Annotated in this window: 12 protein-coding genes; 10 read left to right on the top strand and 2 right to left on the bottom strand. The window is 52.3% G+C overall.

Going from position 1 to position 15,391, the window contains the following annotated elements; all coding sequences use genetic code 11:
• The first annotated feature begins 32 nt into the window (after positions 1-32).
• The 4 genes from KU392_RS04970 (at position 33) to KU392_RS04985 (ending at position 5,770) form a co-directional block, all read left to right on the top strand.
• A complete protein-coding gene (locus KU392_RS04970; protein ID WP_217734748.1) occupies positions 33-2,327 on the top strand; it encodes an RHS repeat domain-containing protein in 2,295 nt (764 codons plus the stop codon).
• Positions 2,328-2,481: 154 nt separating this feature from the next.
• Positions 2,482-4,164, top strand: coding sequence for an arginine--tRNA ligase (gene argS / locus KU392_RS04975; RefSeq protein ID WP_217734749.1), 1,683 nt, complete (start codon positions 2,482-2,484; stop codon positions 4,162-4,164).
• A 1-nt stretch (position 4,165) separates the two neighbouring features.
• Positions 4,166-4,954, top strand: coding sequence for an SPOR domain-containing protein (locus KU392_RS04980; RefSeq protein ID WP_217734750.1), 789 nt, complete (start codon positions 4,166-4,168; stop codon positions 4,952-4,954).
• A gap of 180 nt (positions 4,955-5,134) precedes the next feature.
• Positions 5,135-5,770 carry a thiol:disulfide interchange protein DsbA/DsbL gene (locus tag KU392_RS04985; protein ID WP_246587326.1) on the top strand — a complete coding sequence of 212 codons (636 nt, stop codon included), beginning with the start codon at positions 5,135-5,137 and terminating at the stop codon, positions 5,768-5,770.
• A gap of 99 nt (positions 5,771-5,869) precedes the next feature.
• Here KU392_RS04985 and metC read toward each other — a convergent pair whose 3' ends face one another.
• Positions 5,870-7,066, bottom strand: coding sequence for a cystathionine beta-lyase (metC, locus tag KU392_RS04990; protein WP_217734751.1), 1,197 nt, complete (start codon positions 7,064-7,066; stop codon positions 5,870-5,872).
• 96 nt (positions 7,067-7,162) lie between these two features.
• Between metC and KU392_RS04995 the strand changes: the two genes are divergently transcribed.
• Positions 7,163-7,801, top strand: a complete 639-nt coding sequence (locus KU392_RS04995) for a LysE family translocator (protein WP_217734752.1) — start codon at positions 7,163-7,165, stop codon at positions 7,799-7,801.
• On the opposite strand, the gene KU392_RS05000 is transcribed toward KU392_RS04995, so the two are convergent.
• Complete coding sequence (locus KU392_RS05000; RefSeq protein ID WP_169293035.1) at positions 7,794-8,855, bottom strand: MBL fold metallo-hydrolase; 1,062 nt, start codon at positions 8,853-8,855, stop codon at positions 7,794-7,796. The genes KU392_RS04995 and KU392_RS05000 overlap by 8 nt on opposite strands.
• Before the next feature lie 80 nt (positions 8,856-8,935).
• Between KU392_RS05000 and KU392_RS05005 the strand changes: the two genes are divergently transcribed.
• The 5 genes from KU392_RS05005 (at position 8,936) to KU392_RS05025 (ending at position 15,377) form a co-directional block, all read left to right on the top strand.
• On the top strand, positions 8,936-9,328 hold the full coding sequence (locus tag KU392_RS05005; RefSeq protein ID WP_169293034.1) for a MerR family transcriptional regulator: 393 nt from the start codon (positions 8,936-8,938) through the stop codon (positions 9,326-9,328).
• Positions 9,329-9,409: 81 nt separating this feature from the next.
• On the top strand, positions 9,410-10,588 hold the full coding sequence (locus KU392_RS05010) for an isovaleryl-CoA dehydrogenase (protein ID WP_169293033.1): 1,179 nt from the start codon (positions 9,410-9,412) through the stop codon (positions 10,586-10,588).
• Positions 10,589-10,626: 38 nt separating this feature from the next.
• Positions 10,627-12,474 (top strand): bifunctional isocitrate dehydrogenase kinase/phosphatase, encoded by a 1,848-nt coding sequence (gene aceK, locus KU392_RS05015; protein ID WP_217734753.1) that lies wholly within the window; start codon positions 10,627-10,629, stop codon positions 12,472-12,474.
• Positions 12,474-13,655, top strand: coding sequence for an acetyl-CoA C-acyltransferase (locus tag KU392_RS05020; RefSeq protein WP_217734754.1), 1,182 nt, complete (start codon positions 12,474-12,476; stop codon positions 13,653-13,655). Before aceK ends, KU392_RS05020 begins: the two co-directional genes overlap by 1 nt.
• 114 nt (positions 13,656-13,769) lie before the next feature.
• On the top strand, positions 13,770-15,377 hold the full coding sequence (locus KU392_RS05025; protein ID WP_169293030.1) for a carboxyl transferase domain-containing protein: 1,608 nt from the start codon (positions 13,770-13,772) through the stop codon (positions 15,375-15,377).
• The last annotated feature ends 14 nt before the right edge of the window (positions 15,378-15,391 follow it).

Consider the following 15,391-nt stretch of genomic DNA (forward strand, 5'->3'; position numbering starts at 1 on the left):
CAAAAAACATAAGCTTAAAATAATTTGGTAAAATGAAAAAAATCCTCCTCCTGCTATTTCCGTTTGCCTGCCATGCCAACACAACTTCTGTTGATGCCGTTATCCGTCCAAGCAACATCAGCAGCACCGAAACCTACGGCACCAATGAAAAAAACCAGCTTATCCTGCAAGCGTTTTCCAATGGTGACAAAATACAATTTGCCTATGATGAAAAAGGAAAATTAAACTATATAAACAAACTAAAGAACGGCAGCCAATGGGCTGATACGGTCAAGCTGGAATATAACGACCGAAGCAAGGCAACTTTACAGGATAATAAGAAAATTCTTGCCTTTAATAGACTCAATGAGGATGTCGTTGCGATAAAATCACTCAGACATTCAATTCCGCTGAACTCAATCATACAAATCAGCTATCACGACTATTACCGCATAGTCAAAGACACACAAACCATCGAACATATCCTGCCTGAAGGCGGCATGCTGACCTACCGCCATGACAGCGACAATAAAATCAAAGAAATCCTTTGGACCCCACGGTATGGCCAAAAAACCCGATCCATTCTGAACACCAGCATCCATGCTCCCGGCTATATCTTTGGCAACCAGCTGGTATTTCGTGCGCAATCCAAAACACCAGCAAAAACCCAGCTAAGCTTATGGAATGCCTACCGGAAACAACCGGTTTGGACCCAGGAGCTGAACTTTTCCACCGATGGTACTTTGACTGAAGAACGAACCAGTCTGCCTGCCAGGCAACTGCACAGCACAAGCCGGTATTCATACGATTCACAAAAACGGCTAATAAACGCAACCGTCAATACACAGCATTATCAGCAAAACACCACCAGCCGCTACCAATATAGCTGGAACCCCGATGGTTCCAATGCCTCTTACACCAAAGACGCAAGCACCGCCACACCACAAATATCTCGGGACGCCAGCGGCCTGCCAACAAAGGTCGGCAATAAAAGCATTGAATTCGACAATGACCGAAAACCCGCGAAAATCACCCTGGATGAAAATGTTGTGGCTGAATACAGCTATAACTTCCAGGGCCAAAGAGTTATGAAATATCTCGCTGACCGCGCCACCTTTTTCTATTATGAAAACAACCGCTTAATAGGTGAATGGGGTATTCATGCCCATCACGATGACTCGATTTATGCCAATAACGGTGCCATTAGTCGCCGCTATATTTATGCCGGACAACTGCCCGTTGCATTTATAGAGTATAGCGGTGGGTATTTTTACGGACATGATGATGCCAGATTATTCCTGAATCCCGGCTCTAACACTTTTGGTGATGACATTCCCGCCTGGATAAAGCCTTATCTTGTCCGGATGGCCATACCCCTTAACCAGCGTACCGCAAAGCTTTTCTTCATCCATGCCGACCATATCGGACAACCCTTCATGGTGACAGATGAAAACCGTAATATCCGCTGGCTGGCCCAAAACAGTCCAACAGGAGAAAGCCATGTCCTTCATGCCGACATTGAATTCAACCTGCGCCTGCCTGGCCAGTATTACGACCAGGAAACCGGCTGGCATTACAACGGAAATCGCTACTACGACCCGGCTGCCGGTCACTATCTTGAGCCTGAAGTGCCAGGCGTAAAAACTGGCCTTCCGCCTTTTGCTTATGCCAACCATCAGCCACGCAGATTTATTAACCCCTTGGGTTTATTTCCGATTGCTTTTGATGATGCAGGCAAAAAAGCGTACGAAAGCACCAGCCTTGATCAAATCAAGGCACTTTATACAAAAGGGTCCGATTATTACGCAGAGCCACAAATACTCTTTGACAGAGCTGCCAAAGCAGCTGCCCTGAATATAATCCAGGCACACAACAACACCGGCGCACCATTTCCGCTTACGACACCCACTGACAACAATAAGCCAATCAACCTACCGCCACAGCCTGAAAACCAGAAGCAACAAACGTTTTTAGGCCCGCATGCCGCTATTAGCGGGGCCATTAAAAGTGGATCACGCCAAGCGTCCCCCACATCACAGCCAGGCATGTACAGCGATTTTTCCACCCTTCCCCTGACGTGGGTAGACTGGCGTAAAGAAAATGCCCCACAAAACTGTGATCCTGTCAGTAACGATGCCGCTGCCAGAGAGCAAAAGCTGGCCAGTAATCCAGAAAGCAAACACTACTATCATCACCCCGACTTAAGCAAAGCCAGCCGCGAAACAGCAGACCAACTCATTGCCCGTATCCCCGCCAATATTCCATGGTTCTCTTTTCCTGGACTGACCATTCCAAACCAAATAAACGATCCATCCAAGACACCCCTTTCTGGCAAAACGGACCGTTAAAAACGGCCAATATGCTATGATTATGGCAATTTCCCAGATTCATTGAACAGGCCGGTTTAATAACATTTGCACCCCATACGCTTCAAGCGTGACACATTCACCAAGTTGCGGGGGCAAGCGGCTTTTTTACCACTTTTTTATACAGTCAATTCCTATGCTCCCAGAGCTACAACAACAAATCCAGGCCGCGCTGGCCACCGCTGTTGAAGGCATTCTGCCCGGCAGCAACCCGGTTATCAAACTGGAACGCCCCAAACAGCCCGAACATGGCGATATTGCCACCAACGTTGCCATGCAACTGGCCAAGCCCAACAAACGCAATCCGCGTGAACTGGCACAGGAAATCGTCAATGCCCTGTTGGGTAATGAAGACACGAAATCTTTTCTGGCCGCTGCCGAAATTGCCGGGCCGGGTTTTATCAACCTGCGTCTTACCCAGGCTACCCATCAGGCCGTGGCCAACGTCATTGCGGAACAAGGCAGCGCATATGGCAATGCCCCCGGCAATGGGGAAAGCGTTATTGTTGAATTTGTTTCCGCCAACCCCACCGGTCCGCTGCACGTCGGGCATGCCCGCCAGGCTGCGCTGGGTGACTGCATTTGTCGCCTGTATTCCGCCAGTGGCTATAAAGTACACCGCGAGTTCTACTACAATGATGCCGGCAATCAAATCAACAACCTGACCATCAGTGTGCAGGCCCACGCCAAAGGTATTACCCCCGACTCAGAAGCATACCCTGCCGATGGCTACCGTGGCGATTACATTGCCGATATTGCCCGCGACTTCCTTGATAAAAAATCGGTAACAGCCGATGGGCAAACCATTACCGCTTCCGGCGATATCAACAATATGGATGATATCCGTCGCTTTGCCGTGGCCTACCTGCGTCATGAACAGGATCTGGACTTGCAGGCATTCAACCTGCAGTTCGACAACTATTATCTGGAAAGCTCTTTGTACAGCGATGGCAAAGTAGCTGAAACGGTACAAAAGCTGATTGAAAGCGGCTATACCTACGAGCATGAAAACGCGCTGTGGCTGAAAACCACTGAACTGGGTACCGGCGATGACAAGGACCGCGTCATGCGCAAGTCCGATGGCGGCTATACTTATTTTGTACCCGATGTGGCCTACCATGTCACCAAATGGCAGCGTGGATTCAACCATGCCGTCAATATCCAGGGCAGCGATCACCATGGTACGGTAGCCCGCGTGCGAGCCGGCCTGCAGGCCCTGAACATGGGTATCCCCAAAGACTACCCCGCCTATATCCTGCATAAAATGGTCAAAGTCATGCGTGGCGGTCAGGAAGTCAAGATTTCCAAACGGGCAGGCAGTTACGTCACCATGCGCGACCTGATCGAATGGGTGGGCCAGGACGCTGTGAGATTTTTCCTGATCCAGCGCCGTGCCGATACCGAGTTCGTTTTTGACATTGACCTGGCACTGGCCAAGGGCGAAGAAAACCCGGTGTATTACGTACAATACGCACATGCACGAATTTGCAAGATTTTACGTGACTCGGCCGATCTGCTGGCGTATCTTAAAGATGCGGATGTTTCTCTGCTGACAGCGCCCAGTGAAATCACCCTGCTGCGTCGACTGGCCGAGCTGCCCAACGTCATTCAGTTGGCCGCAAAAGAGCTTGCGCCCCACCACATTGCTTTCTGGTTACTGGACTGTGCCGCCGATTTCCATTCATGGTATAACGCCGAACGCATTATGGTAGAAGACCAGGCCCTTAAACTGGCTCGTTTGCGCCTGGCCGACAGCACCCGTCAGGTTATTGCAAACGCCCTTAACCTGCTTGGAGTTAGTGCTCCAGAAAAAATGTAATATGGCCAAAAGACGTACTACCCGATCCTCATCCTCAAGGTCCAGAAGCAGCAGCAACAGCAGCAGCAGTTCGTTCTCGTCAATCCTGACCGGGCTTATTATTGGCCTTACCATTGCCGCGATTGCCGCTTTCATGCTAACCCGCACACCGCTACCCTTCAGGGACAATTCGGGCAATACGTCTTCATCGGGCATCAAAATGCCGGGCACCTCATCGTCAACGGTGGGCAGCACATCGCCCGGCAACCAGCCTTTGCCAGACCCTAACGCCTGGCTCAGCAATGATGGCCGCATCACCAGCACGCAAAACGCCCCCTCGGGCACGGGCAATCTGCCACCTCTTCGTCCGTTAACCTCGGCAGATCCCGTGAAAACACCGCCATCGGGCGTGTCACAAGACCAGATTGGCTCATTAATCAATCAGTTGCCGGCAGGCAGCGCACCCGTCAAGGCAAATACCGAAACCAAAACGGCAGCGCCTGCCAGCCCTGCCATTGAACAAAAACTTGCCCTGACCTCCAAAGGCAAAGACATTCCGCTTAATACCGCCCAACCCACCGCTACCGGCAGCCGCTATCTTCAGGTAGGTGCTTTTCGCAATGCCAAAGAGGCCGACTCTATCAGGGCCCGCATGATCCTGATGGGCTACAACGCGGAAATTACCAAAATTACCGTTAACAATGTGGAAATCAACCGGGTGCGGATTGGCCCATTCAAAAATGATGATGAGCTGAACCGCTCGCGCACCGAATTAAGCAAAGCAAAAATCAGTTCAACCATTGTTCGCTAAACTATGCGCCAATTATCTGTTGCGTCGCATTTCCATTCTCACACAAGCTGAACTTTTTGTTTTATAACTGGTCTTATTACGGTTTTTACTGTATTTTGCGCTACATCCGGCTTATTGTTCTTCAGCAAGAACAATAAGTGCAACAAGCCCCTGATCAATACTTTTTAATGCGAATAAACAATGATGATTAAAACAATTTTCAAACACACGTTTTCCGCCCTGGCCATTATGGGTGCCGCCGCTTTTGTTCCAGCCATGGCCCAATCCGGCATTAAATACATCACGCTTGAAACTGCACAGCCTTCCGATACCCCCGATAAAACCGAAGTGCTTGAGTTCTTTTCATACAGCTGCTCGCACTGCGCTGAAATGGAACCCCTGTTCCAGGACTGGAAAGAGAAACTGCCAGACAACGTAGCGTTCATACCCGTGCCGGTTGCCTTCAACGCCTCCATGCAACCCATGCAGCACCTGTATTACTCATTGGTGGCACTGGACAAAACAGACCTGCACCCCAAAGTATTTAATGCCATCCACAAAGAAGGCAAAAAACTGTTCAACCGTGATGCGATCATTAGTTGGGCTGTCGAACAGGGTATCGATAAAGACGAGTTTATTGCCGCCTACGATTCGTTTGGTGTAGGCGCCAAAGCCAAGCGTGCAACAGAACTGTCCGACCTGTATCAGGTACAGGCCACCCCTTCAATTGCCGTTGGCGGCAAATATCTGACTTCACCCGGCATGACCGGCACCTACGCATCCAGCCTGCTGGAAGCCCAGGCGCTACTCGACCAGGTACTGGCCGGCAACCAATAAGCATGCATCAGTCAGTGCCATGACCCGACAAAAACCGGGCATTACCCTTGACAGGGCGCAAACAGCACACCCAAGAAACGGTGTGCTGTTTTCATTACATCAAACCGCCCTGGCTTTTTGCAAGGCCTGATCCAGGTCATCAACCAGGTCTATGACGCTTTCCAACCCGATATGCAAGCGGATGATCTGGTTATCTTCCCGACTCCAGTACGCATGGTTTTCCAGTGTCGGACGATCCACCCACTGAATCAGGCTTTCAAAGCCACCCCATGAATAACCAATGCTGAACAGTTCCAGCGCATTCACGAAAGTGCGGATCTGGCGATCGGAAAGTGCCAGTTCAATGGACAACATACCGTTGGAACCCGTGCAATCACGCTTCCACAAGGCATGGCCGGGGTCTTTTTCAAAAGCAGGATGAAAAATGCGTCGTGTTTCTGGCAGGTCATCAAAATAGCGGCATACCTGCAAAGCGTTACGGGCATGCTGGTCCATACGGATGGGCAAGGTGCGCACACCCCGAATCGCCAGCCAGGCATCATCGGCACTGACTGAATACCCCATGGCATATTGGTTCAGGTCTATCCGCTCGATAAGCGCCTTGTCTTTGGCCACTACCGCGCCCAGCATTAAATCGGAATGTCCTCCCACATACTTGGTGCCGGCAATCACGCTGACATCGGCCCCCAGTTCCAGCGGTTGACAGGCATAACCCGAGCCCCAGGTGTTGTCCACAACCAGAATAAGCCCATGCTGTCTGGCAAATGCAGCCAGGGCAGGAATGTCCAGCATTTCAAATAGCAAGGAACCGGGCGACTCAACATACAGAACCCTGGTATTGGTCTTGAGCTGCGCCTGCAGGGTATCCGTGGATTGCGCAGACACATAAGTAAATTCAATATTCATGCGGCTTAACACCGTATTGGCCAGATGACGCACCGGCCCATACACGCAATCGGCCACCAGCATATGGTCGCCGGCACTTAACAGGGACAGCAGCGACATGGTAATGGCCCCCAGGCCGGACGATGCCAGGAAACAGCGCTTACCCCCTTCCAGCTGGCAAAAAATGTCTTCCAGGGCGGCATGCGTTTCCATCCCCATACGACCATAAGTCACCAGCCGCTCGCCCTTGCTTTTACGGCGGTAAGTGGCCTCAAGGTCTTCAATGGTATTGAACCGGACCGTGCTGGTTCTGATGGAAGGCAGGCCTACCGGCGCAACCGGGGTGGTTTCATCACAGGGCGCGGTGCCAAGATGCTGTAACTGAGTAAGCAGGGAAAGTTTTTTGTTCATGGAAAGATTCTTTATTTTGGGTGAAATATTACCCCCCATTATAGGGGCTGTCCCGTTAAAATATGCCATTTAGTTTAACCGGCCCTACCCGATTTTATGACACCCGAAACCCTCTTTGTATACTTTGGCCTGTGTGTCCTGTTGGCTATTTCCCCTGGCCCCGACAATATTTTTGTCCTGCTGCAAAGCGCCCTGCACGGTTACCGCACCGGATTCCTGATTGTATTGGGCTTGTGTACCGGCCTGCTGTTTCATACCTTTATTGTGACAGTGGGCATTGCCGGGTTAATTGCCGCCTCAGACACGGCATTTACCATCCTCAAACTGCTGGGTGCCGCATATTTATTGTATTTGGCCTGGGGTGCCCTCAAGGCGGGACCGGTAGGGGCAGTGTCTTCCACTGAAGATCCCCCTGGCGCACCTGCCCTAAGTGGCCGCCAGTTTTACCGACGCGGCATTTTAATGAGTATGAGTAACCCCAAGGTCAGTCTGTTCTTTCTGGCCTTCCTGCCCCAGTTCACCAATCCTGCGATTGGCTCGGTAAAATTTCAACTGATTTTACTGAGCTTAATTTTCATCTTGTCCGCATTCCTGGTGTTCTGCAGTATCGTGATATTTTCAGGTTATTTTGGCCAGCTCCTGAAAAGATCGGCCCGGGCACAGATCGTATTGAACCGTTTTACCGCGCTGGTCTTTGCAGGGCTGGCCCTCAGGCTGGCATTCAGTACTAAATAACGACAAACCGTACAACACCATCGCTACCGGTTTCCCGCTTTAGCTTGCCGTCAAAATACAAGGCGTGCAAATGTGCCAGCGCCTCGCCCATGGCAAAGGTTAGCTGGTGCAAATCCAGCTCACGCCTGAACATATGCGGCACCACATCCTTGGTACTCATGGGCTGCTGGCATAATTCCAGCACTTCGGCCAGACGCTCGGCATGATGCTCGTGCTGCTGGCGAATCCGCTCATGCAGGCCCTTGAACGGGCGACCATGCGAAGGCAACACCAGGGTATCTTCATCAAGCGCCAGATACTTATCCAATGATTTCAAATACAAAGGCAGGGGATTGCCATCGGGCTCATGATCAAACACACTCACATTGGTTGAAATGCGTGGCAAGACCATATCGCCCGAAATCAGAACCTTCAGCACAGGACTGTACAAAGCCATATGCTCGGGTGCATGCCCATAACCTGAAATGAGTTGCCAGTCGTTGTTGCCAATCCGCAGGGTATCGCCATCCATCAGGCGGCAAAAACGGTTGGGAGGGGTACAAACCAGGCCTGGGTAATAGGTGGCCCGGGCACGGATTTTTTCCTGGGAATCGGGGTCTGTCAGGCCATGGCGTGAAAAATGCCGTACCGCCACATCGCCCCCCGTTCCCGCGCCACCCACCGGTTGCGATGACCACATGCGTGAAACGTAATAATCGGTCATGCTCATATACAGAGGCACATCAAACTTCTCGCACAACCAGCCCGCCAGGCCAACGTGGTCGGGATGCATATGGGTGACCACCACCCTCAGCACGGGCAGGCCATCCAGTTCATTCCTGAATACCTCTTCCCACAAATCCTTGACCGGGTCTTTGGCAATGCCGCAATCCACAATCGTCCAGCCCTTTTGCCCGTTGACTTCATCGGCCAGCAACCATAAATTGATATGGTCCAGCGCAAACGGCAAAGGCATGCGTATCCATTTGACTCCCGGTGCCACCTCGATTGCAAACCCCGGCTCTGGCTGTGTGTTACCCAAGGGGTAAATCAGCTTTGCTTCGTTCACATTCATTATTTCTCCTTATTGACTTTTATATTTAATTCATGGATCATACTTTACGTTTACGTAAACTGTAAGTATTAGAATCAATTATGACACAAAGAACATGGTCCATATCGGAATTGGCGCAGGAATTCAATATAACGCCGCGCACTTTACGATTTTATGAAGACCACGGTATTATCAACCCCAGGCGCGAAGGCCAAAAACGCATTTATACGCAAAAAGACAAAACGCGCCTGAAGCTGGCCCTGCGTGGCAAGCGGCTGGGTTTCCAGCTGGCCGACATCAGCAGCCTGATTGACATGTATGATGGCCCCGGCAGCACCGCCCCCCAGCTCAAACAATACATTGCCATGCTTAACCGGCACAAAGAGCAGCTTGAAAGCCAAAAACGCGATCTTGAAGCCATCCTGCAGGAAATCCACAACCAGGAGGAACACTGCATTGGGTTGCTAAAAAAACACGAGCAAAACCAATCTTGACGTTAACGTAAACGGAATATCTTATTTCTGTTATATTTCATAGATATAATGTAAAGAAAAAACTCACAGGAGACAAACATCATGAATTTACCCGGACTGAATTTCGACTTGGGCGAAGACCTGGACATGCTGCGCGATGCCGTGCGTACTTTTGCCCAGGCAGAAATTGCACCCCGTGCCCAGGAAGTTGACCGCAGCGACCAGTTTCCCATGGACCTATGGAAAAAATTCGGCGACCTGGGCCTGCTGGGCCTCACTGTTGGCGAAGAATACGGTGGCACCAATCTGGGTTACCTGGCACACATGATTGCCATGGAAGAACTGTCCCGTGCCAGTGCCGCCATTGCCCTTTCCTATGGGGCCCATTCAAACCTGTGCGTCAACCAGCTTAACCGCAACGGTACCGAGGCGCAAAAACAAAAATACCTGCCCAAACTCATTAGCGGAGAACATATTGGTGCCCTGGCCATGAGCGAGCCGGGCGCCGGTTCCGACGTCGTCAGCATGAAACTGCGCGCCGAGAAAAAAGGCGACAAATACATCCTGAACGGCAGCAAAATGTGGATTACCAACGGCCCTGATGCCGATACCCTGGTTGTCTATGCCAAAACAGATCCGGAAGCCCACCAGCGCGGCATTACCGCTTTCATTATCGAAAAGGGCTTCAAGGGTTTTTCAGTGGCGCAAAAACTGGACAAAATGGGCATGCGGGGCAGCCACACCGGTGAGCTGGTGTTTGACAACTGTGAAGTACCCGAAGAAAACATCCTGGGTGAACTGAACGGCGGGGTCAGGGTCCTCATGAGCGGACTGGACTATGAACGCGCCGTGCTGGCCGGCGGCCCGCTGGGCATCATGCAGGGTGTCATGGACATAGTAGTGCCTTACACGCATGACCGCAAACAGTTTGGCCAGTCTATTGGTGAGTTCCAGCTGATCCAGGGCAAAGTGGCCGATATGTACACTACCCTGCAGGCCAGCCGCGCCTTTTGCTACACCGTTGGTAAAAACCTGGATCGCCTGGGCAGCAGCCATGTCCGCGAAGTGCGCAAAGATTGCGCGGCCGTTATTTTGTACTGCGCTGAAAAAGCCACCTGGATGGCCGGTGAAGGCATTCAAATCCTGGGCGGTAACGGTTACATTAACGAATATCCCACCGGCCGCATGTGGCGGGATGCCAAGCTTTATGAAATTGGTGCCGGCACCAGTGAAATCCGTCGCATGCTCATTGGTCGGGAACTGTTCAATGAAACAAAATAAAGCAATAATAGGGTTTTAAATACTTGTCACATAATGTCATGACTTATAACGCCGATCATCAACTCATCCAACAACTGGACAAAACCCTTCCACCTCCGGGAGAAGTGGCGCAAAAAATCCTGGCAGGGTTTGATCGGCATTACTCCCTGTTCCGCTATGTGGCCCAGCGTGCCAAGTCCCTGTTTGAATCACACGACTGGCACGGCATACAGCGGGTCTCCAAAGAGCGGATCGAATACTATGACACCCGGGTGCGCGAATGCACCTACCAGATCAATAACATGCTCAACAAGACCCAGGGCATGCCACAAGAAAAGCACGGAGACCTGACGCCGGAACAAATCAACTACTGGCAGTCGATCAAACAGGAATATGTCCGCCTGCTGACCAACCACCAGCAGCCCGAATGCGCTGAAACGTTTTTCAACTCGGTCACCTGCCGGATCCTGCACCGTGATTACTTTCACAATGCTTTTCTGTTCGTGCGCCCGGCCATTGCCACCGAATACCTGGACTCAGAACATCAGTCTTACCGCGTGTATTACCCACACATTGACGGCATTGAAAAATCCATCATCAAAATGGTGGCCGATTACGGCCTGGCATCCCCCTTCAAGAACCTGCCTTACGATGCCCGAAAAGTGGCCCGCAGAGCCATTGGTCTTTTGCGCCAGAAATTAATCAAAAGCGGTGGCAAGCGTATTGCCCCCGATTGCCAGATCCACGTCCTGAACACCCTGTTCTTTCGCAACAAGGGTGCTTATATTGTGGGGCGCTTCATTAATAACAATATTGTCTACCCGTTTGGCATCCCGCTACTGCACACGCCCGCCAACGAAATTGAACTGGATGCTTTCTTAAGCACCACCGATGACATCAGTACCCTGTTCAGCTTTACCCGCGCCTACTTTCTGGTCGACATGGAAGTGCCTTCGGCCTATGTGGCGTTTTTGTCGTCTCTGCTGCCCAGCAAACCCAAAGCCGAACTGTACACCGCCATCGGTCTGCAAAAACAGGGCAAAACCCTTTTTTACCGTGACTTCCTGTATCACCTGAACAACTCGCACGACCAGTTTGACATCGCGCCCGGGATTAAGGGCATGGTCATGACGGTGTTCACGCTGCCTTCTTACCCGTATGTCTTCAAGCTCATCCGCGACCGCATCAATAAAGACGGCATGACCCATGAAATCGTGAGAAAAAAATATCACATGGTCAAGATGCATGACCGGGTTGGCCGCATGGCCGATACCTGGGAATACTCGCTGGTAGCCCTGCCGCGCAAGCGCTGCTCACCCGCACTGCTCGAAGAATTGCGCAGCCAGGTACCCAGTCTGATAGAAGAGACCGAAGACAGTATCGTGATTCGCCACGTCTACATCGAACGACGCATGACGCCACTGAACATCTTCCTGAGTCAGGCCAATGATGAAGCCCTGGACAATGCCATCAAAGGCTATGGTGACGCCATTGCCGAGCTGGCGGCGGCCAATATTTTTGCTGGCGATATGCTGTTCAAGAACTTTGGTGTAACCCGCCTGGGCCGGATCGTCTTCTATGACTATGATGAAATCCAGCCCATGCGCGAAATGAACTTCCGTGCCATTCCGCCGGCCCCCAACGAAGAGGCCGAGATGTCAGGTGAGCCCTGGTATCCAATACATCCCAACGATGTCTTTCCCGAAGAATTCGAACGCTTCCTGCTGGGCAATCCACGCGTACGTGCCGCCTTCATGAAGCACCACCCGCATTTGCTCGATTATAAATGGTGGCAAACACGCAAAGATCGTGTCGCTGCCGGCAAGATCGAGGATATTTTCCCTTATCCGTTCTCGCGTCGCCTGCATGTCAGTCGGCCTGAACTTACCAACCAAAAGGAATTGTAATGTCTGATCCTATCGTAATCGTTTCCGTTGCCCGTACCCCCATGGGCGGCATGATGGGTAGCCTGTCACCCTTGGCCGCCAACCAGCTGGGTGCTGTTGCCATTAAAAGCGCGGTTGAGCGCGCCGGCATCAAGCCCGAGGCTGTTCAGGAAGTCATTATGGGTAACGTGCTGCAGGCGGGCCAGGGCCAGGCGCCCGCACGCCAGGCCGCTTTGGGTGCCGGTCTGCCCAAAAGCGTTTCCTGCACCACCATTCATAAAGTATGCGGATCAGGCATGAAAGCCGCCATGTTTGCCCACGACATGCTGGCAGCCGGCTCTATTGACGTTGCCGTTGCCGGTGGCCAGGAAAGCATGAGTAATGCACCTTACCTGTTGCTCAAGGGGCGCCAGGGTTACCGCTACGGTCACTCTACCGTTTACGACCACATGGCCATGGACGGCCTGGAAGACGCTTACCAGCGCGGTACCGCCATGGGCGTGTTTGCCGAGCTATGTGCCGACAAATACAGCTTCAGCCGTGAAGAACAGGATGCATTTTCGATTGAATCCCTGCGTCGCGCCAAGCAGGCCGTTGAAGATGGCAGCTTCGAATGGGAAATTGCCCCGGTCACCATTGAAGACCGTCGTGGTAACACGGTTGTCAGCATTGACGAAGCGCCCGGTAAAGCCAAGCCGGAAAAAATCCCGACACTGCGCCCCGCCTTCAAGAAAGACGGTAGCGTCACCGCCGCCAACTCATCTTCCATCTCTGACGGTGCAGCAGCCATGGTGCTGATGCGCACCTCTACCGCTGAGGAGCTGGATGTAAAACCCCTGGCAAAAATTGTCGGTCAGGCCCAGCACTCCCAAGAACCGGAATGGTTTACCACCGCCCCCGTTGGTGCCATTGAGAAATTGCTGAAAAAAGTCGGCTGGACCAAAGACGACGTGGATCTGTATGAAATTAACGAAGCCTTTGCGGTTGTTACCATGGCTGCCATGAAAGAGCTCAATCTGGATCACGCCAAAGTCAACATTCACGGTGGCGCAACCGCCCTGGGTCACCCCATTGGCGCATCAGGTGCCCGTATTATTACCACCCTGATCGGTGCACTGCGTAAAACAGGCGGCAAGCGTGGTATTGCCACACTGTGTATTGGTGGTGGCGAAGCCGTTGCCGTCGCCATTGAAATGCTTTAAGCATTAATAAAAAATAAAATTTTAATAAAAAAACAATTTTTATTTTGCAAAACCTTCACCCTTCCCCGTTTTGACGGGGAAGGATTTAAAGGCAGGGACAGGAGACATACCCACATGCCAGTCATCACATCAAAAATCAATACCCGTGCACAATCATTCATTGACAATGCACAATTCATGCAGCAACAGGTTGATGACCTGAAACAACTGCTGGAAAACACGGCACTGGGCGGCAGTGAAGCGGCGCGTGCCAAACATGTTGCGCGTGGCAAACTGCTGCCTCGCGAACGGGTGGAGCGCCTGCTCGACCCCGGGACCCCTTTTCTGGAACTGTCACCACTGGCCGGACACAACCTGTACAACAACGAAGCCCCCGGTGGCGGCATTATTACAGGCGTTGGACGTGTCAATGGCATTGAATGCATGATTGTTTGCAACGATGCTACCGTGAAAGGCGGCACCTACTACCCCATCACGGTCAAGAAGCACCTGCGGGCACAGGAAATTGCCCTGCAAAACCACCTGCCCTGCATTTATCTGGTTGACTCTGGCGGCGCCAACCTGCCCCGCCAGGACGAGGTCTTCCCCGACCGCGACCACTTTGGGCGAATCTTCTACAACCAGGCTGTCATGTCATCACTGGGCATTGCGCAAATTGCCGTGGTCATGGGCTCATGTACCGCGGGCGGTGCCTATGTCCCCGCCATGAGCGATGAGTCCATCATCGTCAAGAACCAGGGCACCATTTTCCTGGCCGGCCCGCCACTGGTCAAGGCCGCCACCGGTGAAGTGGTCACGGCCGAAGACCTGGGCGGTGGCGATGTACACACCCGCCTTTCGGGCGTGGCCGACCACCTGGCCAACAATGACATGCATGCCCTGCAACTGGCACGCCAGGCCGTGGCACGCCTGAACCGCAAGAAACCGCAGCAGCTGCATATCATTCCCAGCCGTCCGCCCGTTTACGACCCGCAAGAGCTCAACGGCATTATTCCGGCCGATACCCGCAAGCCTTACGACGTGCGTGAAGTCATTGCCCGTATTACCGATGGCTCTGAATTTGACGAATTCAAGGCCCGCTTCGGCACCACACTGGTTACCGGCTTTGCCCATATCCATGGCATGCCGGTGGGCATCATTGCCAACAATGGCATCCTGTTTTCCGAAGCCGCCCAAAAAGGCACCCACTTTATTGAACTGTGCTGCCAGCGCAAAATCCCGCTGGTTTTCCTGCAGAACATTACCGGCTTCATGGTAGGCCGCAAATACGAAAACGAAGGCATTGCCCGCCATGGCGCCAAAATGGTAACCGCTGTGTCAACCGCGGCTGTCCCCAAGGTCACCGTGATTATTGGCGGTTCCTTTGGTGCTGGCAACTACGGCATGTGCGGTCGCGCCTTTGGCCCCCGTATGCTGTACATGTGGCCCAATGCGCGCATTTCGGTCATGGGTGGCGAACAGGCCGCCAGCGTGCTGTCTACCGTTAAACGTGATGGCATCGAAGCCAAAGGCGGCACCTGGTCTGCCGAAGAGGAAGAAGCCTTCAAGGCCCCCATTCGCGACCAATACGAAAAAGAAGGCCACCCTTACTATGCCACCGCCCGCCTGTGGGACGACGGCATCATCAAACCCGAAGACACCCGTCGTGTACTGGCATTAAGCCTGTCCGCCGCCCTGAACGCCCCCATTGAAGACACGCGATTTGGCGTGTTCCGCATTTAACAGGAGCCCGTCAC

This window comes from Advenella alkanexedens (assembly GCF_019132845.1).
GTDB classification, from domain to species: domain Bacteria; phylum Pseudomonadota; class Gammaproteobacteria; order Burkholderiales; family Burkholderiaceae_B; genus Advenella; species Advenella alkanexedens.